The organism is Pseudodesulfovibrio nedwellii (assembly GCF_027923765.1).
Classification (GTDB): Bacteria; Desulfobacterota; Desulfovibrionia; order Desulfovibrionales; family Desulfovibrionaceae; genus Pseudodesulfovibrio; species Pseudodesulfovibrio nedwellii.
Genome location: NZ_AP026709.1, coordinates 571,820 through 596,395, shown reverse-complemented (window position 1 = coordinate 596,395; position 24,576 = coordinate 571,820). Strand labels below are relative to the sequence as shown.

The 24,576-nt window shown below is 46.2% G+C and carries 20 protein-coding genes and 2 tRNA genes; 11 read left to right on the top strand and 11 right to left on the bottom strand.

Annotated elements, in window-relative coordinates; all coding sequences use genetic code 11:
• Nucleotides 1-14: 14 nt before the first annotated feature.
• The 6 genes from rsxE (at nt 15) to nifJ (ending at nt 10,549) form a co-directional block, all read left to right on the top strand.
• On the top strand, nt 15-695 hold the full coding sequence (rsxE, locus tag SYK_RS02870) for an electron transport complex subunit RsxE (protein WP_281762113.1): 681 nt from the start codon (nt 15-17) through the stop codon (nt 693-695).
• A gap of 14 nt (nt 696-709) precedes the next feature.
• A complete protein-coding gene (locus SYK_RS02865) occupies nt 710-1,285 on the top strand; it encodes an electron transport complex protein RnfA (RefSeq protein ID WP_281762112.1) in 576 nt (191 codons plus the stop codon).
• Between the two features lie 35 nt (nt 1,286-1,320).
• Nucleotides 1,321-3,429, top strand: a complete 2,109-nt coding sequence (locus tag SYK_RS02860) for an FAD-dependent oxidoreductase (RefSeq protein WP_281762111.1) — start codon at nt 1,321-1,323, stop codon at nt 3,427-3,429.
• 136 nt (nt 3,430-3,565) lie between these two features.
• Entirely contained in the window at nt 3,566-5,686 is a 2,121-nt protein-coding gene (gene pta, locus SYK_RS02855) for a phosphate acetyltransferase (RefSeq protein ID WP_281762110.1), read from the top strand.
• Nucleotides 5,687-6,946 carry an acetate/propionate family kinase gene (locus SYK_RS02850; protein ID WP_281762109.1) on the top strand — a complete coding sequence of 420 codons (1,260 nt, stop codon included), beginning with the start codon at nt 5,687-5,689 and terminating at the stop codon, nt 6,944-6,946.
• 3 nt (nt 6,947-6,949) lie between these two features.
• On the top strand, nt 6,950-10,549 hold the full coding sequence (gene nifJ / locus SYK_RS02845) for a pyruvate:ferredoxin (flavodoxin) oxidoreductase (RefSeq protein WP_281762108.1): 3,600 nt from the start codon (nt 6,950-6,952) through the stop codon (nt 10,547-10,549).
• A 216-nt stretch (nt 10,550-10,765) separates the two neighbouring features.
• Here nifJ and SYK_RS02840 read toward each other — a convergent pair whose 3' ends face one another.
• The gene (locus SYK_RS02840; RefSeq protein ID WP_281762107.1) at nt 10,766-11,104 is read right to left on the bottom strand and encodes a NirD/YgiW/YdeI family stress tolerance protein; all 339 of its coding nucleotides are present in this window, start codon (nt 11,102-11,104) and stop codon (nt 10,766-10,768) included.
• Nucleotides 11,105-11,592: 488 nt separating this feature from the next.
• Here SYK_RS02840 and SYK_RS02835 point away from each other — a divergent pair, with 488 nt between their 5' ends.
• Nucleotides 11,593-13,998 (top strand): ATP-binding protein, encoded by a 2,406-nt coding sequence (locus SYK_RS02835; RefSeq protein WP_281762106.1) that lies wholly within the window; start codon nt 11,593-11,595, stop codon nt 13,996-13,998.
• Between the two features lie 68 nt (nt 13,999-14,066).
• On the opposite strand, the gene SYK_RS02830 is transcribed toward SYK_RS02835, so the two are convergent.
• The 8 genes from SYK_RS02830 to rimI form a co-directional block, all read right to left on the bottom strand.
• Nucleotides 14,067-14,153 (bottom strand) — tRNA-Leu (locus tag SYK_RS02830).
• Nucleotides 14,154-14,321: 168 nt separating this feature from the next.
• Nucleotides 14,322-15,158: a type 2 periplasmic-binding domain-containing protein gene (locus tag SYK_RS02825; protein ID WP_281762105.1), complete on the bottom strand. Its 837-nt coding sequence runs from the start codon at nt 15,156-15,158 to the stop codon at nt 14,322-14,324.
• A gap of 116 nt (nt 15,159-15,274) precedes the next feature.
• A complete protein-coding gene (locus SYK_RS02820) occupies nt 15,275-15,850 on the bottom strand; it encodes a pentapeptide repeat-containing protein (RefSeq protein ID WP_281762104.1) in 576 nt (191 codons plus the stop codon).
• 245 nt (nt 15,851-16,095) lie between these two features.
• Nucleotides 16,096-16,182, bottom strand: a tRNA-Leu gene (locus SYK_RS02815).
• Nucleotides 16,183-16,199: 17 nt separating this feature from the next.
• A complete protein-coding gene (gene secG / locus SYK_RS02810; protein ID WP_281762103.1) occupies nt 16,200-16,541 on the bottom strand; it encodes a preprotein translocase subunit SecG in 342 nt (113 codons plus the stop codon).
• A gap of 40 nt (nt 16,542-16,581) precedes the next feature.
• Nucleotides 16,582-17,337 carry a triose-phosphate isomerase gene (gene tpiA, locus SYK_RS02805; RefSeq protein ID WP_281762102.1) on the bottom strand — a complete coding sequence of 252 codons (756 nt, stop codon included), beginning with the start codon at nt 17,335-17,337 and terminating at the stop codon, nt 16,582-16,584.
• Entirely contained in the window at nt 17,334-18,536 is a 1,203-nt protein-coding gene (locus tag SYK_RS02800) for a phosphoglycerate kinase (RefSeq protein ID WP_281762101.1), read from the bottom strand. The genes tpiA and SYK_RS02800 overlap by 4 nt, the downstream gene beginning before the upstream one ends.
• Nucleotides 18,537-18,556: 20 nt before the next feature.
• On the bottom strand, nt 18,557-19,009 hold the full coding sequence (rimI, locus tag SYK_RS02795) for a ribosomal protein S18-alanine N-acetyltransferase (protein ID WP_281762100.1): 453 nt from the start codon (nt 19,007-19,009) through the stop codon (nt 18,557-18,559).
• A gap of 97 nt (nt 19,010-19,106) precedes the next feature.
• Between rimI and SYK_RS02790 the strand changes: the two genes are divergently transcribed.
• Entirely contained in the window at nt 19,107-19,646 is a 540-nt protein-coding gene (locus SYK_RS02790; RefSeq protein WP_281762099.1) for an NUDIX hydrolase, read from the top strand.
• Nucleotides 19,647-19,776: 130 nt separating this feature from the next.
• On the opposite strand, the gene SYK_RS02785 is transcribed toward SYK_RS02790, so the two are convergent.
• Nucleotides 19,777-19,980 carry a DUF6485 family protein gene (locus SYK_RS02785; protein WP_281762098.1) on the bottom strand — a complete coding sequence of 68 codons (204 nt, stop codon included), beginning with the start codon at nt 19,978-19,980 and terminating at the stop codon, nt 19,777-19,779.
• Nucleotides 19,981-20,260: 280 nt separating this feature from the next.
• On the opposite strand from SYK_RS02785, the gene SYK_RS02780 reads away from it, so the two are divergent.
• On the top strand, nt 20,261-22,006 hold the full coding sequence (locus tag SYK_RS02780) for a hypothetical protein (RefSeq protein WP_281762097.1): 1,746 nt from the start codon (nt 20,261-20,263) through the stop codon (nt 22,004-22,006).
• A gap of 18 nt (nt 22,007-22,024) precedes the next feature.
• Nucleotides 22,025-23,110 (top strand): glycine cleavage system aminomethyltransferase GcvT, encoded by a 1,086-nt coding sequence (gene gcvT / locus SYK_RS02775; RefSeq protein WP_281762096.1) that lies wholly within the window; start codon nt 22,025-22,027, stop codon nt 23,108-23,110.
• A gap of 34 nt (nt 23,111-23,144) precedes the next feature.
• On the opposite strand, the gene SYK_RS02770 is transcribed toward gcvT, so the two are convergent.
• On the bottom strand, nt 23,145-23,789 hold the full coding sequence (locus SYK_RS02770; RefSeq protein ID WP_281762095.1) for a lysophospholipid acyltransferase family protein: 645 nt from the start codon (nt 23,787-23,789) through the stop codon (nt 23,145-23,147).
• Nucleotides 23,790-23,952: 163 nt separating this feature from the next.
• Between SYK_RS02770 and yedF the strand changes: the two genes are divergently transcribed.
• Entirely contained in the window at nt 23,953-24,567 is a 615-nt protein-coding gene (gene yedF / locus SYK_RS02765; RefSeq protein ID WP_281762094.1) for a sulfurtransferase-like selenium metabolism protein YedF, read from the top strand.
• Nucleotides 24,568-24,576 lie beyond the last annotated feature (9 nt).

Genomic DNA, 24,576 nt, shown 5'->3' with positions numbered 1-24,576 from the left:
AAATGGAGCATATAATGAATAAATTATGGAAAGAATTCTCCAAGGGTCTCTGGAAGGACCTCCCCCCGTTCAAACTGGTACTGGGGCTCTGTCCTGTGCTGGCAGTCACGAACACAGCAGATAATGGGCTGGGCATGGGCATGGCTGTAGTCTTTGTCCTCACCCTTTCCAACCTTCTGGTCTCACTGGTCAGAAAACTCATTCCAGCCAAAGTCAGAATTGCCTGTTTTATCGCTATCTCGGCTTCACTGGTCGTTGCCGTTGAACTGCTCATGCAGGCCTTTGCATACCCGCTCTATCAACAGCTTGGCATCTTTGTCCCACTCATCGTGGTCAACTGTATCATCCTTGGCCGAGCTGAAGCTTTTGCCTCCAAGAACCCGCCCCTACTGTCTGCGGCTGACGGACTCGGCATGGGAATGGGTTTCGGCATATCCCTGACATTTCTCGGCGCATTGCGTGAAGTCCTCGGCAAGGGGCAACTCTTTGGAACGGATGTCACATGGCAAGGTTTTGAACCTTTTGGCTTCATGGTCGAAGCACCAGGAGCTTTTGTCAGCCTTGGCGTTCTGCTCGCCCTGATGACCTTTGTGGAAAATGTTCAACGGCGGCGCAAAGGCTTGAAAGCGGTCGAAGCCCCCACTCACGACTGTGGTTCCTGCGGCGGATGCGGCAGTGCTTCTAATTGTTCATAACGAGGGATACTATCATGCAGGAATTCTTCCTTCTTTTCATAGGTGCGATGTTCGTCAACAACATCGTACTGGCACAATATCTCGGTAACTGCCCTTTCATTGGAACTTCCAAGGAATCCGGCGTTGCCATAGGTATGGGTGGAGCTGTGGTCTTCGTCGCCGTCATGGCGACAGCCATTACATGGCTGGTACAACGGCACGTTCTCATCCCCTTCGGACTGGGCTACCTTCAAACATTAGCCTTCATTTTGGTCATTGCATCACTTGTTCAGTTTGTTGAGATGTTCCTCAAAAAGATGGTCCCGCCACTGTACAAATCTCTGGGAATTTTTCTTCCCCTCATCACAACCAACTGCGCAGTCATGGGTATTGCCCTCATATGTCAACGTGAGGAATTCGGCCTGATGAAGTCTGTCATGTTCGCTTTTGCTTCAGGCATGGGTTTTCTGGTCGCACTTGTTCTTCTGGCCGGAATTCGTGAACGACTGGCAGTACGCAGGCTCCCAATCGCCATGCGCGGCACACCTATCGGACTGGTGATGGCCGGACTGATGTCGCTCGCATTCTTCGCATTCAAAGGCATGATCTAAAAAAGCCGCAAATAATAAAGACAGGAAATACTGACATGATAGTGACATCAGGATTGACTCTTTTCGGCATCGGACTTGGGGCGGCAGGGATTCTGGGTATTGCCTCCAAGCTGCTCTACGTCAAAGAAGACCCACGTATAAGCCTCATTGAAGATAATCTACCCGGCGCCAATTGTGGCGGTTGCGGATTCCCGGGATGCTCAGGCGCAGCAGCGGCCATTGTTGCAGGCAAAGCTCCGGCGTCCGTTTGTATCGTAGCCGATGCTGATACAAGCAAAGCCGTCGCAGGTATCATGGGACAAAAAGTCATCGAACGTGAACCAGAGCTCGCTATCCGGGACTGCACAGGTGGCATTCGCGCAGAAAACAGCTTTCACTATGAAGGCGCTCTTGATTGCCGGGCCGCCCACCAACTTTACGGCGGGTCAAAGACATGCCCCGAAGGCTGTCTTGGCCTCGGGTCCTGTGTTCGTGCTTGTCCCTTTAATGCCATTCATATGAGCCCTGACGGACTCCCTGTCATTGACCCGGAAGAATGTAAGGCCTGTGGCAATTGTGTTGATGCATGTCCGCGCGGCGTCATCACGGTTTCCGGCATGTCAGCCCACCTGTTACACCTGAACCAGACAACGGATTGTCTGGCCCCGTGCCGACAGAAATGTCCCGGACAAATTAATATCCCCAAATATATTCAACAAATAAAAGAAGGCGACTTCGACGGCGCCGTCATGACCATCAAGGAAAGAAACCCCCTTCTTATCACCTGTGGTCGCGTATGTCCTCGTCCTTGTGAAACCGAATGTCGCAGACAATTTGTGGACGATCCAGTCGGTATCAACATGCTCAAACGGTTTGTTGCTGATCGGGAACTCCGTTCCGGCAAACACCTGACCATACCATGTGCTCAGGACACCGGTAGAAAAGTCGCTATCATCGGTGGCGGACCTGCCGGTTTGTCCTGTGCCTACTTCCTCCGCAGACTGGGGCACAGCCCAACTATATTTGAAGCCATGCCGAAACTCGGCGGACAGATCAGATACGGTATTCCAGAATATCGGTTGCCCAAGGCTGATCTGGATTGGGAAATACAGGGAATTTTGGACCTCGGTGTCACAGCTAAGCTCAACACCAAATTTGGCGTGGATTTTACCATCGAATCACTCAAAAAAGAAGGATACGAAACATTCTTCCTTGGTATCGGCGCATGGCAGGCCAGCGGCATGTACGCCGAAGGCGAAGACCTTGGAGGTGTCATGGGCGGTATCGAATTTCTCACAGCTCATGCTCTGGGCCAAAAACCAGAAGTCGGCAAACACGTCATCGTTGTCGGCGGCGGAAACACCGCCATTGACGCAGCCAGAACTTGCATCCGTCTGGGAGCGAAAGTCACACTCATGTATCGACGCACCAGAGCGGAAATGCCCGCCAACATGGAAGAAATCATTGGTGCCGAAGAAGAAGGCGTTGATTTCAAATTTCTGGCCGCTCCAGCCCGTGTCGTCGGCGACGAAAACGACAGAGCAACACACCTTGAATACTATGAAATGGAACTGGGCGAACCTGATGACTCAGGCAGACGTCGTCCAATCAAAAAAGAAGGTTCAGAAGCTCTTATGTCCGCAGACCTAATCATTCCTGCCATCGGACAAAAACCTGACCTCAGCTGTCTTTATGAAGATGGCGATGAAAAAACCTGTCAATTCGAAACCACCCGTTGGCAAACCATCGTGGCAGATGAAAAAACCTTTGAAACCATCATTCCGGGAGTTTTCACCGCTGGCGATGTCTATACAGGCCCAGATCTCGTAATCTCGGCCATTGGTGATGGAAGAAAGGCCGCCCGCTCCATGCATTACTTCATGCAGCAAGGCGACATCCCCATACCGGAAACCATGCAGACTGAAATGATTCCGTACACCTTATTCAAAGAAATCGACCAAGTTGAACGCCAAAATCGGGCCATAATGCCACATCTCTGCCACGGCGATGACAGGAACTGCTCATTCAATGAAGTTGAAGGTGCACTCAGTCAAGAAGAAGCTCTTGCCGAATCCAACCGATGCCTACAGTGCGGACTGATTTGCTACGACAAAAACAATACCTTTGATGATCGATCCCTCATTGGCGACGCATTCAAAAGGTAGAACACCATACCCTGGCTCTGGAGGACATCATGACGCCCTATCACCCCAAGACCTACTCGGTGCATGATTCAGGAAGGGTGTCTGCATAAACGCAGATACCCTCCTCCTCCCACCCGGCCTTTCATGGAGAAAAGTTATGTCAAAGAGTCTCTATATTGCAGCAACCGAAGCGCGAAGCGGAAAATCCGCCATTCTTCTCGGCATAATGCAACTACTACGTGCCAATGTGCAACGCGTGGCCATATTCCGCCCTATCATCAACGACCCTGTCAAAAATGGCCGGGACCACGATATTGATCTGATTCTCAGGCACTTCAAACTGGATATGGAATATGATCAGACTTACGCCTACACACTAAGTGAAGCTCGTCGTCTGCTCAATGAAGGCCAACGCTCCCTGTTATTGGAAAATACGCTGAACAAATTTAAGGAATTGGAAAAAGAGTATGACTTTGTTCTGTGTGAAGGCACTGATTACATCGGGGGCAATGAAACTTTTGAATACGAGGTCAACGGATCAATCGTGTCCAACCTCGGTTGCCCGGTTCTACTGGTTGTCAATGGATTAAACACCACAGCACAAGAAATTACCGGCGCGGCTCAACGGACTATTGAAAGTTTCGAAGCCAAAGGATTGGAAGTCTTGGGACTGGTCATCAACCGTGCTGACCCAGATATTCCCAAGAGTATCCTTGATGAAATCACCTCCAAAACGCATGCCACACATCCTTTGCTAGCGTATATTATCCCGGACGACAAACGGCTTGGAAATCCCACCATACATGATGTCATCAAATGGCTCGACGCCAAAGTCCTCTACGGACATGGCAGGTTGGAAACCCAGGTGGACAACTTTGTCACTGCGGCCATGCATATCAGCAATTTCCTCAAATATGTTGAGGACGGCAGTCTGATCATCACTCCAGGCGATAGGTCTGACATTATCCTTGCGAGCATCACTTCACGCCAATCGTCATCCTATGGCGATATTGCCGGCATTGTACTGACGGGCGATCTACAACCGTCAGAGACAATCCACAGATTGATTGAAGGCTGGACCGGTGTTCCCCTGCCTATACTGAGCGTCAAAGACCACACATACAAAACAACACAAATAGTACAAGGACTTCATGGCACCATCGACCCGGAGCATCCAGCCAAGATTGCCTCAGCAATCGGCCTATTCGAGTCATGCGTTGACACCGAAGAATTGCGAAAAAGACTGGGCACGACCCAATCACACAAGGTCACGCCTTTCATGTTCGAGTACAACCTCATCGAAAAAGCGAAGACAACCCGCCAACACATTGTCCTGCCTGAAGGAACAAGTGACCGCGTTCTTCAAGCAACAGAGATATTACAACGCCGCAATGTTGTAGATATTACCCTGCTCGGCGACCCTAACATTATCCACCAACAGGCCTCCACGCTCGGAGTCAACCTCAATGGTGCCCAATGCATTGATCCTGCCAAATCCGACTATTTCGAAGACTACGCCAACCGTTATTTCGAAATCAGAAAGCATAAAGGCATCCGTATGGAGGATGCTCGAGACCGCATGAGTGATCCCACCTATTTCGGGACCATGATGGTCAAGGCCGGCGACGCTGACGGCATGGTGTCAGGCTCGGTGACCACCACCGCCCAAACCATCCGCCCCGCTTTCGAATTTATCAAAACCAAACCGGACGCTTCCATTGTTTCAAGCATATTCCTGATGTGTGTGGGAGACCGAGTACAGGTCTTTGGTGACTGCGCGGTTAATCCCAACCCCAATGCGCAACAATTAGCTGAAATAGCATTAAGTTCCGCAGAAACAGCTCGTCTATTCGGAGTTGATCCCTATGTTGCCATGTTATCTTACTCCACCGGAAAATCAGGTTCAGGCGAAGACGTTCAAAAAGTTATCGAAGCGACCCGGATTGCCCGTGAACTGGCTGCAGAAAGAGGACTGGACCTCCCAATTGAAGGCCCTCTTCAATATGATGCCGCAGTCGATATGGATGTCGCCCGCACAAAAATGCCTGAAAGCAACGTTGCCGGACGGGCAACAGTCTTCATTTTCCCTGACCTAAATACAGGCAACAACACTTACAAAGCCGTACAACGATCCGTCCCGGATTCCATGGCAATCGGTCCTGTTCTGCAAGGACTCAACAAACCGGTCAATGACCTGAGTCGAGGATGCCACATCCGTGACATCGTTAATACAGTGGCTATCACAGCTATTCAGGCTCAGGCAGAGAGGGATGTATAAATGAAAATTCTCGTCATCAACTGCGGCAGTTCTTCATTAAAATATCAACTGCTGGACATGAATACGGAATGCGTCCTCGCTACCGGTGTCATCGAACGTATCGGCGAAAGAATGGGTACCGTAACCCAAATCTCCAATCCGCAAAAATGGCCTGATGCGAAAGACACTGAAGATATTCCAATCCTCAGCCACAAAGCAGCCATGCGCATCATGGTCAAAAAGCTCACCGGAAATGAATGGGGTGTTATCGATTCTCTCAATGAGATTGACGCCTTGGGTCATCGAATTGTTCAAGGCGCTGACGAATTTTCCCAGCCGGTGTTGATAACAAAAGACGTTATCAAATCAATTCGAAATTTAGTTCCGCTGGCGCCACTTCACAATCCGGCCCACCTGACCGGCATCGAAACTGCGATGGAACTATTCCCAGACACACCTGCGGTGGCTGTGTTTGATACGGAATTTCATCAGACCATGCCTCCCAAAGCGTTTATGTATCCACTCCCCATGGAGCTATACACGTCTCTCAAGATTCGCAGATACGGATTTCATGGGACATCACATAAATATGTCACCAAAGCGGCAGCTGACCACCTCGACAAAACCGTTGATAACACCAGCCTGATTACGATCCACCTTGGTAACGGATGCTCCATGGCGGCGGTCAAGAATGGTAAATGCGTAGATACAACCATGGGGCTGACACCTCTTGCCGGTTTAATGATGGGGACACGTTGCGGCGATATTGACCCTGCCATTTACGCCTTTCTCGCCAAAAACAGAGGGCTTGGCGTGAACGAAATCAATACCATGCTTAACACTCAAAGCGGTTTAGTCGGCATTTGCGGTCAAAGCGACATGCGCGACATCCACACGGCACGTGAATCTGGTAATACGGATGCAGAACTCGCATTTGAAATGTTCACCTATCGGGTCAAAAAAACAATCGGCTCCTATCTTGCCATCCTTGGTTCTGTTGATGCCATCGTCTTCACCGCTGGAATCGGAGAAAATGACGCCTATACACGAGCAGCGGTCTGTGACGGCCTCGATCATCTGGGAATCTCACTGGACAACACGAAAAACGACAAAAGAAAGAACGGCACTCGAAAGATTCATGCCCAAGGAAGTGCCATAGACATCTTGATTGTTCCGACCAATGAGGAATTGGAAATAGCACTTGCGACCCAAAAAACGGTCTACAGCGAGCGTTTACATATAATAAAAAGAAACAGACCTTTACAGAAATCAACGGAGTAAATCATGTCGAAAAAGATGAAAACGATGGATGGCAACACCGCTGCTGCTCATGTCGCCTATGCGATGAGCGAGACTGCAGCCATTTACCCGATCACCCCTTCATCCACCATGGGTGAAATAGCCGATGAATGGACTGCACAAGGACGACAAAATATATTTGGCCAAAAGGTGAAGATTCGACAGCTCCAGTCCGAAGCCGGTGCTGCAGGTTCAGTCCACGGCAGTCTGGCCGGAGGTGCGTTGACCACAACTTTCACGGCATCTCAGGGGCTGTTGCTCATGATCCCGAATATGTACAAAATTGCTGGAGAACTGCTTCCCTGTGTTTTCCATGTGTCAGCACGAGCCATTGCAGCGCACGCCCTGTCCATCTTCGGTGACCATCAGGACGTAATGGCCTCACGACAAACTGGTTTTGCCATGCTCGCCGCGGCCAGTGTTCAGGAAGTCATGGACCTTTCGCTTGTGGCACATCTGGCTTCCATCGAAGGCAGTATGCCCTTTATAAGCTTCTTTGATGGTTTCAGAACATCCCATGAAATCCAGAAAATTGAAGTCATCGACTATGACGACATGAAACCACTGGTAAATATGAAAAAAGTTCAAGCTTTCCGAGCTCGTTCCATGAACCCCGAACACCCGGAAATTCGCGGAACAGCACAAAACCCGGATATCTACTTCCAGGGTCGCGAAGCATCAAACTCATATTATGATAAAATTCCCGGTATCGTTGAAGAGTACATGAACAAGGTCACGACACTCACTGGAAGAGCATACAAACCCTTTGATTACGTTGGAGCACCAGACGCAAAAAATATCATCGTTGCCATGGGATCATCATGTGAAGCCATTGAGGAAGTCGTCAATAAACTTACTGGTGACGGTAAAAAAGTCGGTTTGATTAAAGTCCGTCTGTATCGTCCATTTTCCGCAAAGCACTTCCTGTCAATACTTCCGACCACGACCAAGACACTTACAGTACTCGACAGGACCAAGGAACCCGGCGCATTGGGCGATCCGCTATATCAAGACATTCGTACGGTTCTCAGTGAGCAAGGCAGTACCTTGAACGTACTCGCTGGTCGTTATGGTCTCGGCTCTAAAGAATTCACTCCAGGTATGGTTAAAGCCGCATACGACAATATGACTCTGCCTAAACCGAAAACACACTACACGTTGGGCATTGAAGATGATGTCACCAACACATCCCTGCCCACGGTCGCCATCAAGGACTCCACACCCGACGGCACCGTACAGTGCAAATTCTGGGGACTAGGCTCAGACGGAACAGTCGGTGCCAATAAACAGGCTATCAAAATCATTGGTGATAACACGGACATGTACGCGCAGGGTTATTTTGCCTACGACTCCAAAAAGTCAGGAGGCATCACCATCTCCCACCTCCGTTTTGGTGAAAAACCGATCCAGTCAACATATCTCATCACTGCGGCTGACTATATTGCCTGTCATAATCCGAGCTACGTTAACCAATATAACGTATTAGAAGGCATCAAGGATGGTGGCACCTTCGTACTCAACTGCGCTTGGACCAACGATGAAATGGTCGAAAAAATCCCGGCCGAGATGCTTCGCACAATCGCACGAAAAAAACTGCAATTCTACACCGTTGACGCTGTTAAAATTGCCGGAGAAGTTGGACTTGGTGGCCGTATCAACATGATTATGCAGACCGCGTTCTTCAAACTGGCAGACGTTATTCCCTTTGATCAGGCAGTCACTCTGCTCAAACAAGGCATCCAAACAGCATACGGTAAAAAAGGCGAAAAGATTGTTAACATGAACAACGCGGCTGTCGACAATGCCGTGAATGCCATCGTCAAAATCGATGTGCCCGACGCATGGCTGGAGCTGCCTGAAACACAGACAACACCCATTGAAGAACCCAAATACATCACAAACGTCATGCGCCCCGTTCTCCGTCAAGAAGGCGATACACTGCCGGTTTCCGCTTTCTCCATTGACGGCACCATGCCTGTCGCCACATCAAAATATGAAAAACGCGGCGTGGCGATTATGGTTCCAGAATGGATTGCTGACAACTGCATCCAATGTAACCAATGCGCATTTGTCTGCCCCCACTCTGCCCTACGTTCGGTCATCGCATCCGATGAAGAGATGAAATCAGCACCTGACACATTTGAGACTCTTGATGGCAAAGGTAAAAATATCAAAGGATTACACTTTCGCTTACAAGTCAACACTCTCGACTGTCTTGGTTGCGGCAACTGCGCCGATATCTGTCCGGCCAAGGATAAAGCACTCGTCATGAAACCCATTGCAACCCAAACGGGCACGCAGGTGGACAACTTCAACTTCTCTGAAACTGTGATTTATAAAGACGCCTTCAAGCGACAAACAGTGAAAGGAAGCCAGTTCCGCCAATCTCTCATGGAATTCTCTGGGGCATGTTCAGGATGTGGTGAGACTCCCTACGTCAAAGTGTTAACTCAGCTTTTCGGCGAACGAATGGTCATTGCCAACGCAACGGGTTGTTCCTCTATCTGGGGTGCAAGTGCTCCGACCACACCATACTGCACCAATGCAAATGGTCATGGTCCAGCCTGGGGCAACTCACTATTTGAAGACGCTGCCGAATTCGGTTTCGGAATCGACATGGCTGTTTCCCACCGACGCGACCTATTGGGAATCCTCATGCGAAAAGCCATTATGAATAACGTCAACAGCGAGGCAAAAATTGCCATGGCTGGTTGGCTGGTGAACAGAAATAATCCTGCTGAATCAGCTAAATGGGGCAATAAGATCCTTGAAACTATCAAAAATGAAACCGATGAAACTCTCACTGAAATTGCGGGAATGGCAGACCTCCTCACCAAAAAATCCGTCTGGATTTTCGGTGGTGACGGCTGGGCATATGACATCGGGTACGGCGGCGTCGATCATGTGTTGGCATCCGGTGAGGACATCAACATTCTAGTCATGGACACAGAAGTTTACTCGAACACAGGCGGGCAATCCTCCAAGGCAACACCGCTTGGCTCCATCGCTAAGTTTGCCGCAGCAGGTAAACGCACCGGGAAAAAAGACCTTGGCCGCATGGCAATGACATACGGCTACGTTTATGTTGCTCAGGTCGCCATGGGCGCGGACAAACAGCAAATGCTCAAGGCCTTCACTGAAGCCGAAGCATACGACGGGCCGTCTTTAATCATCTGTTATGCTCCCTGCATCAATCAGGGGATCAAAAAAGGTATGGGGAAAACCCAACAGGAGCAGAAGCTCGCTGTAAGTTCAGGCTATTGGCCGCTGTACCGTTATAATCCGAATTTGATTAAGGAAGGCAAAAATCCTTTCATGCTCGAATCGAAGGCGCCCGACGGCACATTGCAGGATTTCCTGTCCGGCGAGAACAGATACGCTCTTCTCGAAAAACTTCACCCGGAAGCCTCACTCGATCTGCGCAAAAACATCGAAAAAGACTACATGGAACGCTACTCCCAACTTCAATACATGGCAGCAGCAGAATTCCAAATTCCTGAAGATGAATCAGATGTCTGTGAATCAACGAACACAGCTGAACACTCCCGTCCAGACGGAGGCAATGCCTGCGATGATGGGAGATAAACAGGAAAACGTCAGCACGCCCCTCTCACCGTGCTGACGCAATAAAAAAACACGAGGTTTGAAGTAAATGTGACCGCAATCCACATCGTCTAAAGTCAGTCCTTTCGGACCTGCAAGCCTCTTGTTGGCCCTTTCGTATCAAAACGAAAGGGCCATTCTCATAAAAAAAGGGGAGCCTCCAGATGAGGCTCCCCTTTTCGATTTGGTATATTTTTTTTAACGAACCGCGATAGAATCGGCTTTCACTTCTGTATACATAAAATTCTGAGCGATCAGGCCAGAAACGACAACCTTGGCATTCTCATAATTCAAATCCTGCATCTTGCCATCAATAAGAACCAACAGTTCCCCTGTTCCGTCAGAAAACAAGAATTTATCATCCTGAATCATTTTGACAATACGCCCACTCAGTTCAACCTCTGCATCAATACCAGAAGCCTTAGCTTCAGCTACGGTTGTAACTATGTGCGGTCCGGCAGCCTGAAGATCACTGGTTGTGCTAAAATTTAAACCTATCACCATAAGGAAAACTAAAAAAATACTCATACGTTTCATGATACTGTCCTTAGCTTGAAAATTATATATTCAAAATTATCTGCCTTGAAAACGAGTGCACGATATCACAATAAGACTAAAAGGCTAGAAAAAAGTATTCACTTAAGCATTTGTAAAATTTATATATTTTAAAAAATATTTAAATTAACTGATTGACCAATCAATTTTTTACATACTTTGATGGGGTGTTCAGTATGATAATCATCAATTAAATTTTAATTCCAATCCCCTCTTTTTGTCCTCAGAATCCTCCTCCCAAAACACTAATGATAAATTGTCAGCCTTCATTTTTATACTCATAAAATTCTCAAAATCTATTTAACAATACCACAAACACGGCAAAAACTGCTTCACTCTTAAACTCGCAAAGCATTGATCAGATTTAATGCAAACCAATATATAAACATTAAAATTATAGTCACAACGCCATATGATTTGCATGATCGATATTTTTCAAACAACAGCTTGCACAATCAAAGAGAATAGAGATGCCCATAACAAAGTCCATTTTACGATCTTGGCGAAAAAGTATATGGAATCAAGCTCTTGTGCTTATCGTATTCTGGACATTTGCCAATCTCATATTTGGTCTCATGGGTGATGTTTTACTCAAAGAAACGACAACCAATCTCGCCTTCGTAAAAGGTCGGGAAGCTTTCAATAAAGATCAAACCTTCAGGCTCTGGGCCACAATTCACGGCGGAATATATGTTCCTGCGACAAAAGAAACACCCCCCAATCCGTACTTATCTCATCTTCCAGAACGGGACATTTCGACCCAATCTGGAAAGTACCTGACGCTCATGAATCCGGCGTATATGATTCGCCAACTCAATGAACATTACTCCCAACTTTTCGGCATAGTTGGCCATATCACAAGCCTGAATCCGTTGCGGCCAGGAAACAAGGCCGATCCATGGGAACAGCACGCTCTCTTTGAATTCGAAAAATGGAAAAATGAGATCGGCGAAATTATAAAGGAAAATGGGACATCCTACCTTCGGCTCATGAAACCGATGCTAACAGAAGAAGGATGTTTAAAATGCCATGCGCACCAAGGCTACAAAATCGGTGATATTCGTGAAGGCGTCAGCGTCAAAGTCCCATTAACAAACATATTGATCTTCACAGCCAGTCAGCGGATGATGATATATACTGGCATTCCAGCAATTTGGGCTCTAGGAGTGGATTTCCTCGCCCTTGGTGGTCGTTCATTACGCCGCTCGCAAAAGGCAAGAGAGCAGGCCCAAAAAGAAACAGTCCACGAATCCATCTTAAACGACGCAAAGGCTCAAATCGTCCGAGTCTTTTTCCAAGACAGTGCCAATATCAACGATATTGCTCAAAAAGTTTATCATAAATCTCTTATAATAAGTAATAGCAGTAAAGGGTATGTCAGTTCCATTGACCCGACCAGTCAAGCAAACATAATTCATACAGGCTCCAACATGGCCGACGATGTTGCTGCCCCCATATCACCAGATACTCCCATAATATTATCCAAAGAGCCTAATGGATATGAAGGTTTGTGGGGACATAGTCTTAACACTCGAAAAGCCTTTTACACAAACTCGCCAAAGACGCATCCTGCGGCAACAGGACTGCCAGACGAACATCTGCCATTGTACAACTTCATGTCCATTCCTGTAATATACGGCGACAAAATATTTGGACAAATATCGCTCGCTAATGCAGACCAAGAATATACGGATGAAATTCTTAAAGATGTTCAATCGTTGGCAGATATTTTTGCTATCGGATTGCATCGACATATTCTCCCAAAAAAACTTCTCTCTGCCAAAAATGAAGCTGAGGCAGCTAACAAGGCCAAATCAGAATTTCTTGCAAACATGAGTCACGAGGTACGGACTCCGCTCAACGGCATACCTCAACGCCTTTCGCACCTGCTCTCTGATATCCTTGATCTTTCACGAGTCGAAGCAGGCAAGATGCTCATCAGGAATTCCCCAATCAATCTTGAAAATATACTTAATAATATCAAAGAATTGTTTTACCCTACTCTCAAACAATCAGGGTTGACCATACGCCACTCCATCTCTTCTTCTTTACCGCATCAATTGTTGGGAGATGAAACCAGAATTCTACAAGTGTTAGTAAATCTGGTCGGCAATGCCTTGAAATTCACCAAGTCGGGGGGAGTCTCCATAACACTTTCCCCTCTGACAACCACTGATCCTGACAAGTGTAAAATCCTTTTCATCATTGCCGATACCGGCGTCGGTATCCCCGATGACAAACTCAGCACTCTCTTTCAACCATTTTCACAAGTCAGCAAAGGATATCGACGAGATCATCAGGGTGCAGGACTAGGATTGGTCATAACGAAACGCCTTGTTACCCTCATGGGAGGTAACATTGCCGTGGAAAGCGTTGTAGGGAAAGGAACAACGATTTACTTCACCTGTTTCTTGGACATCTCCAAAACAGACGAAACAGTCCATCCTCTCAAACAACCTGGGAGTGTTGTGATACAGGATGCCCAGACATTGAAAGACCTGCGGATACTCATGGCTGAAGATGAACATATCAACAGTCTTGCTGCATCTCGACTCTTGGCAAAAAACGGTGCGGATGTCGTGGTGGTAGAAAATGGTAATGAGGCATTAAAAGCTCTTCGCCAATCTTCATTCGATCTAGTCCTCATGGACATCCAAATGCCGATAATGGATGGAGTAGAAGCAACAAAAGCCATTCGGAAAGGAAGAGCAGGTAATACCAACAGAGCCATTCCAATCATCGCCCTGACGGCATATGCCATGACAGGAGATGTAGACACATTCCTTGCAGCCGGAATGAATGCCTATCAAGCAAAACCCGTAAATATCGAGACATTGTACAAAGCGATAACCGACATCGTGCAGGCAACAAATTAACTCTGTAAATTTCAACAGAAAAAAGAGGAAGGGTTGCAACCTGTAGGTTGCAACCCTTTTTGATATCGTGGTGCCGAGGGGGGGATTCGAACCCCCACGAAATTTCTTCCACTGCCCCCTCAAGACAGCGTGTCTACCAATTCCACCACCTCGGCACTTCATCCGGAAGAGTCTTTTGACCTATCTACCGAAAAAGTCAACTAAAAAATGGGAATTAAGACGATTTTTTCATTTTTTATACCATTTTCTCAAAAAAACCGACTCAACAACGATTTTTGATATATAAAAGATAACAGACTGATTCTTCACCCTTTGTCGAATCGTCAGTCCTCTCTCGGCGTATTCTGAATCATCCTGTCCAACAAACGCAGTCTTTTCATATTTTCCGGAGTATCCTTGAATGCCATAACAAGTGGATTTCTACAGATTCTTTTCAAAACACGGATATTATCAATGTCCAACTGTCTTGCGAGATACAACATAACGGACGGACTCGTAATGGCAACCTTAATTCGTTCATCTGCGAGCTTTCGCAAAAGAGCCATCTCGTCGGGTGTCGCATCGACATTTTTTGACCATTTACGAGCAAGAGAGGCGACAATTTCTGGATATTCATAATTTTTCACAAGACCAACCTTGACCTGGAAAAGAGCGTCCATATCAGTCCACTCAAGACCGGATCCAGCATAAGTCATTACGGCAATTTCCGACCAATCAACGGGAGATGATGCTATAAAGCCCTCCTCCACTTCCTCTGGCCAAGCAGGGAAATACCCTATGTATTCTGTTTGGAGAGCAATATCACGGGCTCGCGCCCACGGATAAAATTCTACAACAAGTTCAATACTTTCTTTTTCAAGCAATTTCTTAAGTTTTTGGATCGACTTCCCCTGAGTTAAAACCTTACTGTCGGAGTATGGCGGCCAATCAAGCGATGTGATTCGCCAAACTTCACCAGCTAAAACTGTAGAACAAAGGCTCATCGACAATAGTAAAACCAATAAACTCGTAATGAACGCCCTCATACCTTCTCCTTCGATCTGCCCAATCTGTAACATAATCTCAGGGAAAATCTCAATTATACCTTTTTTGTCGACACATAAAATGGTCACTTCAAGTAAAATTGAGATGTGAAAGACGAAGAAAAGCCCGTCGTGCATAATCTACGCAGAACGGGGCCCAAAACGCTTAAAGGGATGTAGAAGCACATAACACGTTGTTGTACCCCAAACGCCCTCAGTGGCTAACAGAAGGACAATAAAAAGGTCTTCATATTCTACTTGAGGACAACATCGAGATTGGCGAGCAACGAAACAGCTTCAGGCAATGAAAATAATGTCTTTTGAAGTGTGTTGCTCGTAGCGTTCATGTAATAGTTACGGGATGTTGTAAAATCTGCGAAGCTCAAATCAGCTTGATGAAACTGACACTGACGTAAATCACAATCATCAAATACCGAATGTCTCATTTTCACATTGGAAAACGATGCTTCGACTAAAAAACAAGATGAAAATTTGAATCGCGTGAGGTTCATGTCGGCAAAAATATTATTATTCATAAGACAACCATCGTATGACGCAGAAAGAAAGCCGCCTGCTCCTCCCCAACTCACTCCCAACATCTTACAATCGGTAAATTTGACATCTAAAAAAGATGTGTACTTAATCTCAATGAGAGACAGATTACATCGAATAAATTCACAGCTATCAAAACTACATTCTATAAAACGGCTGGATTGAAAAGACGAATTTTTAAAAGTGCAATTGTAAAATTCAATATCTTCAAGATCTTCGTTCCAGACAAACTCTTCAAAAGTTTCGTTCTCGTAACTGCCATCTTCAAAGGAAACCATGGTGTCACACCTGCAACTTATTAAAACTACATAAAATCATCAATTTCAAACCGTTAATTTGCTCCCCAAAAGCAAATGACTCAATCCAGAGATAGATGAAAGTAATAGATGTTACCTTTAAGGTAAAGATGAGATAAAAACTCACGACGAAGTATTTGATCAACAAAAACAAGATATATTTATTGAACCAATAAAACCAAAAGAGGAAGGGTTGCAGCTTATTAGCTACAACCCTTTTAATATCGTGGTGCCGAGGGGGGGATTCGAACCCCCACGGAATTTCTTCCACTGCCCCCTCAAGACAGCGTGTCTACCAATTCCACCACCTCGGCACTATATATGCTTTGAGCTATTCGCTCTTGGCGTCTCCAGAATCCTGGAATGTAATACCCGGCTTGGCCGGCTCTGCCGGAGCAGTTGTCTCTACCGTGTTGCTCTGCAACATGATGGAGTCTTGATCGGCTACTTTGTTACCGCTCAGGATATTATACCCAAGAGAGGTAATCAAGAAAACCGTTGCCAGGCCCGCGGTAACTTTCACCAGGAGTCCGCCTGCACCGGAGCTACCGAACATTGAACTGCTTCCGCCGCCGAAGATGACTCCCATCCCCTCGTGGCCGGACTGCAGCATTACTGCACCGATCAAAAAGATGCAAGCCAAAACATGAATGACTATGACCAAGGTATCCACAATTATATCCTTCTCTTATTCCACATTAACAAGCGCTAAATCAGGCCAAAACAATCTGACTGAAGCTTTCGCCCTCTAAGCTCGCGCCTCCTACCAACACTCCGTCGACATTGTCAAGCGCAATAATCTCGGCACAATTGCCTGGCTTGACACTCCCTCCATATAAAACCCTCATTTCATTAGCATTATTTCCAAAGATCGAAATAAGTATTTTCCGAACAAATCCGTGGGCTGCTGAAATTTCTTCAGGTCCTGCCACTTCTCCTGTGCCGATCGCCCACACGGGTTCATAGGCTATACTCAATCGATCCGGAGCAACATCTGTCGGAACATCTTTCAGTCCAACACGAATTTGTCGCTCAAGAACCTCTTCTACTTCTCCACCCTTTCGTTCGTCGATCTTCTCTCCGACGCACAAAATGACCTTGAGGCCACGGGCAAGCCCGTAGGCTGTCTTTTTACCGATATACTCATCACCCTCACCCAAAATATGCCGACGCTCAGAATGACCAGTAAGACCATATACAGCCCCAGCATCCAATAACATCTTCGGAGAAATTTCTCCGGTAAAAGCACCCTCTTCTTCTATATAGTAGTCTTGCCCACCAGCAAAGAAGCCTTCTTGCCAAGCCAAAGCATCTGCCACACCTTTCAAAGCAGTAAAGGGCGGAAAAACAAGCACCTCCCGATCAGCCGGAAGATTCGTAGCCGTCAATTTGACCAACTCCTCTGCCGTAGATCTGGCTTCATCACAGGTCTTGTACATCTTCCAATTGGCAGCCATGAGTTTCTTCATGAGTTCAAGCCCTCCTTTAATGCTGTAAAAGCAGGCAGTTCCTTACCTTCAAGAAATTCAAGGAACGATCCGCCTCCGGTTGAAATAAAACTAAATTTGTCAGCAAGGTTCATCAAATGAACAACGGCATCCGTATCACCACCCCCTACAATGCTGAGCGCATCATCAAGGTTGGCTATGGCTTCACAAACAGCCAAAGACCCCTTGGCAAAGGCAGAAGTTTCAAACAGTCCCATGGGACCGTTCCAAACAATAGTCTTAGATCGGCCAAGAACAGTGACAAAGGACTTAACGGTTTCCGGCCCGATATCCAACACCATAGAATCAGAAGGAATTTCATCAGCCGCACAAATACCACCGGCCTCGACTGCGTCATGCGAAGCTGCATAGATGTAATCAACAGGCAAATGAAGCTTTGACCCCATAGATTCAGCCTTATCCATAATCGACCTGGCATCCTCAACCAAATCCTTTTCAACAAGGGAATTACCAACTTCATAGCCCTTGGCCAGCATAAAAGTGTTGGCCATGGCACCACCAATAATGATGTCGTCAACCTTACCAAGCAAATTGGTCAATATCCCCAGTTTGGTGGACACTTTGGCTCCACCGGAAACACAGACATATGGACGCTTTGGATTCTTCAAAGCATCACCAAGAAATTCCTGTTCCTTTTTCAAAAGGAATCCGCCACAACTCACTGGAGCAAACTTGGGAATATCCACAACGGAAGCATTTTCACGATGGGCAACGCCAAAAGCATCATTAACATATATATCTGCAAGAGCAGCAAGTCTGTGGCCAAAATCGCCGCGCTCCGCTGCCGTCTTTCCGGTTTCTTCGGGATTGTAACGAAGATTGTCCAGCATGATCGCCTGCCCAGGCTTGAGCGCAGCCGCCTTTTCCCCTGCCAGCTCACTCAACAGGCCGGGTACAAGCTCAACGTCCACTCCAAGCAGTTCACTCGTACGCTTTGCCACAGGAGCCAGAGACAACTCCGGCACAACCTTACCCTTAGGTTTACCCAAATGCGCACAAAGGATGATCGAAGCCCCTTTGTCCAAGGCATATTTGAGGGTTGGAATGGCCGCTTGAATGCGATTATCGTCAGTAATTACGCCACTTTCAAGAGGGACATTGAAGTCGACGCGAAAGAGTAGTTTTTTCCCTATGATATCAACTTGATCAATAAAAAGCATCTCTATCCTCGTTTATCCGGTCAGTCTTTGTTTGGGAAATCATACCTGAAAAGCAAAGCATCTTCCTTGGTGTCAGGATAATATTTTTTTCTTACACCGATCTTTTTATATCCGAATTTCCTATAAAGTGACAAGGCCGCCTCATTGGACACCTTGACATCCAAAAAACTCTTTTTGATGTTGTTCTCACCACAGACCTCAAAACTATCAGCCAACAATCGCGCAGCCAGTCCATGTCTTCTGAACTCGGGACGAACGGCCAGATTAAGAATCTCCATTTCATCCTCAATCAATGAAAAAGCAATGTAGCCAGCTAGAACGTCCTCGTGCCGTATGCCAAGCACCTTAAAGGCCTTTCTTGACAAACCCAAAAGGAATTGTTCACGAGTCCAGTGATATTCGAAACACTGAGCCTCCAGATCAATAAGGTCCTGAACATCATCTTTGCCCAGTACGACTACGTCTTCACACATTCCTTACCTCATCAGCCTTTTTTGAACACTGGAATAATTGAAATATTAAGTGTATACGGAGTTGAATGGCAAATCAAAGAATATTGGAACCAACGATATGATTTTCAACAAAAAACCACTGGAACCGACCCAGGACAACCAACCGATTGAAGTTGTCGACGAACACAACCGTCCTTTGGCCGTCCTCTCCAAAACGACAGTACACCGACAATTACTGAAACATCGTTCGGTCCAAGTCATCGTATTGAACCCTGATGGAAAAATATTTCTTCAGAAACGGGACAACAATAAGCCATTCTTTCCCGGTCGTTGGGATATTTCTGCCCGCACCCACCCTCGAGCAGGAGAATCAACCTATGAGGCAGGACTACGTGCACTCAAAGATGAATTGAATCTGGAAGTCGACCATCTTCATTTTTGGATGGAAATTCCAGCCGGACCGGAAACCGGATTTGAACATATAACCCTCTACACCGTTCCCAAAAACACACAGCCAGTCATCCCCAACACAGATGAAGTCTCTGAAGGATTTTATTACTCTCAGGAAGAAATGACTTGCCTTGTCAAAGAATTCAAAGAACTACTGACACCCAACCTTGTCATCCTCTGGGAAACAGGACTCATGACCAACATTTAATCCTGCCCGAAAAATCACTGAGTTCCTCATGAATTCAGCAATTGGACGTCAGTGTGGAGGAACGATTCTCCCCTCAAAAAAAAGAGCGGAGCACCTCCGCCCTATTCCCTTCAAACGACTACCGGTACAATTATGTCCTTCGCTGAATAAAGAATTCCACAGACCTATTAAACGTCCGCTCTTCTTCAACTGTGAAATAACAAGCAGGAAGTTCACCGCGTTGCCTGTGATAATGCAAACACTCACAACAAAGCCCATGCTTGTCGCATGCAGCCGTACAGGTGCAATACTTTTCGTTAATTTTTGCCCTAGGACACTGATCTTTCTTTTTCATTACTCGCCTCGTTTCTTCACTAAGTCCGACCCCATTCAGACCCCCTCAAAAGCCGCGAGACAATAACAAAATACACAGAGAATGTCAATTATTCAGGACAATTGTTTCGCCGATATCAAATAAAAACAATTCAATATAGCCCGCATGACACAAATCCCTGAAAGAGCTGAAACCATACCCCTAAATCATTGTATTTCGGCTCATATATGTATATGAACAAGAGATAATTATTTGAACAGGATATACTTGTAATAAATTATTGATTCCGGGACAACTCTTGATGTGGGAAAAAGCCTTTAGCAAAGCACCTGATTTTCAGGAATCCGGTGAAGAAAAAAACGATCAGCACACGCTGAAAACACTTGAAGAATTGAAGCAATTCATCGACTTCAAGCACATTAAGTATTGCCTTCTCAAGCCATATTTTGAAGTCAAGGACTACCCACTCGTCCAGGCCCGAGAACTTCTTCCGTCATTTGAACTCGACCTTTACGAGTACAAGGCCCTCCCCGGATTTTCCATGGTTGCCTTCGAACGCCAGCTCAATTCATTTCAAGAAATATTCCAGTATGACGCACTGCACTCCCTGTCTGATTGGGAAGAAATGCAACTTCAAGACAATTGCGCCATAGAAGAAAATGTCATCGCAAATAACATCCGTACATTTCAAAGTCGTCTGCCCAAACGATACCATCATGAATTTCTTGAAGAATTCGATGGAAAAGACATTTGTTCCATTGATGCCTATTCAAAAATGCTCCCACTCTTGCTTGAGTTGGAACGCGCCCATGTAATAGCTCATGATAGTTCCGGAAAATTCACTCTGCAAGGAATGTATGCATCTTTACCGTCCAACCTAGATAGCGAACTTAAACAATTCGGCCTGAGAATCGGCAAATTCAAACCCGGCAACAACTTGATGTACGAATGCAACCGCTTATTCGTTTATCAATTCATGATGGAGCTTCACGGATTCCCCATTGTTTCAGAACGCCGTACTTCTTCGGCCATGTTTGCCATTCGCCTCCTGCGCCAAAATGAACGTTTCATAGTGCGCGTGCTCGGCCAAAGTGACAGGACCATCACGACGATGATGTCTCCGCCTCCAGGTACGCCCAAAAAACTTCTAAAATATCCGAGAATTGAAAAAACAGCCCTTGTTCAAATCCATGAGAATCAAAAGGATCTTATTGAGTTACTCAAAGATCAGGGATTCTTTGTTGATGACAAAAAACGTGTTGTCATTTTGCGCGTCACATACCAACAGCATGACTACAGTCCCAAAAACGTCCGGGAAGCTCGCGCTCTGTCGGTTCTCAAGCAGGAAATCATTCATCCCATTACGGGACGGGTAAATGACAGTCTGAATATCATTCAGAATGTCCGCAACATGATCCTTCGCCTCAACGACATTGTACGAGGAGAATATCGCATCCCTGTGAACTACAAACGAAGTGAAGTCATTTCGGATACCGACACCCATGAAAAACGACTCAAAGTACTCTACATGTGGCTTTCCAAACATATGCACCGCATCGTGGATTACTCGGACGACTACTACTCACAAATAGTCCGCGTGCTCGACGGATACCTGTTGGCCCCGGACAATTACGAAGTTTTTAATGAGAACTACGCTCTCCATCAGGAAGTCTGGGCCAGATATGGACAGATTCAGCAAGCGCGTAAGGTTCGCATACTTGAGGATCTCCGCTATAGAAAGTACAAGGGAGAACCTGTTTCCTATCACCAAATGCTGGTATTAATGACGGATATCCTCAACGAACTAAAATTCGAAATCGTAAATTATTTCGATAAGTTGGTTGTTAAAGTGCTGATCATAGGCAACGATGTTATTTCCGACGCCTATCTCCGCAGAAAATATGTGAATATCGACGAAAAAAAACTTTCACCCTATGGACGAGAAATCAAAAAATTGTACCAACAACTGGTTATGTTACTTGATGAATTCCGTTCCATCAGGAAATCCCGGGTCGCGAGCAATCCCCCCTCCGGCCAATTCAAGTAATTCAAAAAGGAGTTTACATTGGAATCTCTCGCCACAACACCGCTCACTGAGTGGCATCGGAAAAACGGTGCTAAAATGGCCCCGTTTGCCGGATTTGACATGCCAGTGCAATATAAAGGTATCATTGTCGAACACAAGCATACCCGCACTAAGGCCGGTATCTTCGACATTTGCCATATGGGTGAATTCAAACTCTCCGGTGCCGGAGCAAAAGATGGACTCAATAAAATCGTCAGCCACGATCTGGAAACCCTGGCTTCAGGTAAATGCCGCTACGGTTTTTTGCTCAATGAATCCGGTGGCATCAATGATGATCTCATCATCTACTGCACAGCCGAAGACGAATACATGCTGGTTGTCAACGGCGCATGCCGACAGAAAGACTTTGACCACATCCGGGCAAATCTCCCTGCAGCCTTGGTCCTGACCGACGTCAGTGATGAAACGGCAAAAATCGACGTACAAGGCCCCGAAAGTCTGGAAGTCCTCAATGCTCTGTTGGATTCCAATTGGAATCATCTAAAATATTTCAACTTCGAAGAAACCGATGTTGCCGGATTCCCCATGATCGTCAGTCGCACAGGCTATACAGGCGAACTCGGATATGAACTGTATCTTCCGTCCACCAATGCACTGAAAATATGGGAAAAGCTGGCAGCGGATGAACGAGTGGAACCGATTGGACTTGGAGCCAGAGATACCTTGCGGCTAGAAATCGGTTATCCGCTTTATGGTCAGGATCTGGATGAAGACCACACACCTAAAGAGGCTGGAGCTGGTTTCTTTCTAAAAAAAGAAACCGAGTATATTGGCAAATCCGGCTTGGCTGAAGTAAAAGAATCTTTGATTGCCCTGAGCATCGACGGACGCCGTACAGCTCGTCATTACGACGAAGTCTTGTTGCCCAGCGGAGAAAAAACCGGTGTAATCACCAGTGGTTCATTCGCTCCAAGTTTGGGACACTGCATCGCGCTGGCATATGTTCGAGCAGAGGATGCCGATGGCGATGAATTTATCGTAAAGACAGCCCGTGTAGAACTAAAAGCACAAAAAGCAGCCCTCCCCTTCTTCAAGGATGGCACGGCAAGAAAAAAAGTCGACTAAGCATAAAAAAGGGGACGCCTTAGCGTCCCCTTTTTTATGCTGATCCGAGTGCAAGCAATCGTTTTTCCAAACGCTCTCTCTCTCGTCTCAAAACATCCTTATCCAATTTATCTGTTGTCACATCCATAGGTTCTCCAACATGGAAATGACATTTTGAAAACGGATACGGAACCACAAATTTATCCCAGGAATTGAACACTTTTTTCCGCGAAACAGACGCCCGCAAAGGTACAATTTGTGCCCCAGTCCTTTGAGCAAGCAGAATAACGCCATCTTTGGCCTTATGCCGAGGTCCTCGAGGGCCATCAACCGTGATTCCACCAATTAATTTTTCTTTTAATATTAAACGCTTAGTTTGGATAAGGGCTTTCACTCCGCCCCGAGAACTTGACCCACGAACAGCAACATGCCCATTACGCTCGAGAAATCTGGCAATAAGCTCTCCATCTTTGCTTTGACTGACAATGATCGCAAATCGGCAATCAAACCGTTTTGCATAAGCGGCTAAAGGGAATAGTTCCCCATGCCACAACGCAAAAATATATGGCTTACCTTGTCGGCCCTCTTCAACGATAGCTCCAAAGTCGCCATGTTCTTCAAAACGTAAAGTTTTGCCCCAACCATTAAATATGGCGGAAACAAGTGGGACCAAGCGCAATGGATCAAATGGTATTTTCATTTTTTAATAATCACTTTTTATTTTGATTACATATCGACTCAACACATTGAGGACAAGTGAAGATATCCTATCTAAAAAATCTTTCCATTCCGTATAGTCGATGTATTTTATCTATTTGACCTACCATGAGACCTGTGGTGATTTATTTTTTTAAGGAGAAAACATGATTGATATCTCACTCGACTGCAAAGGTCTGCCCTGCCCTCAACCTGTTCTCAAAGCCAAAGAGGCACTGGAAAAACAGGCTCCTGAACGCCTAAACATCACTGTAGACAATGAAGCTGCTCAAGAAAATGTCTCTCGTTTTCTGACGGTACAAGGATATGAAACATCTACAGAAATAGCCGGGGCGGATTTTATAGTGACCGCCTGCAAATTGGCAAACAATGAATGTGAAGTGTGCAAAGTCATGTCCAGCCAAGAAATCGAAGATCTCGATAATCAAAAAATATTGATTTTCATTGCTTCGGACGTCATGGGTTCCGGAGATGACGAACTTGGCTCCAGCCTTATGTTCAACTTCCTGAGCACACTCAAAGAGCTTGGAAACGATTTGTGGCGCATTGTCATGGTCAACGGAGCCGTTAAGCTTGCCGTCGAGGACAGTCGATGTCTCAAAGCGCTTCAAGAGCTCGAAAAAAATGGTGTTTCCATCCTAGTCTGTGGAACTTGTCTCGAATTTTTCGGACTGACTGCACAAAAAGACGTAGGCGATGTGACCAATATGCTCGACATCGTGACCAGTTTCCAGCTTGCCACAAAGACAATTCGTGTCTAAGAACAACGA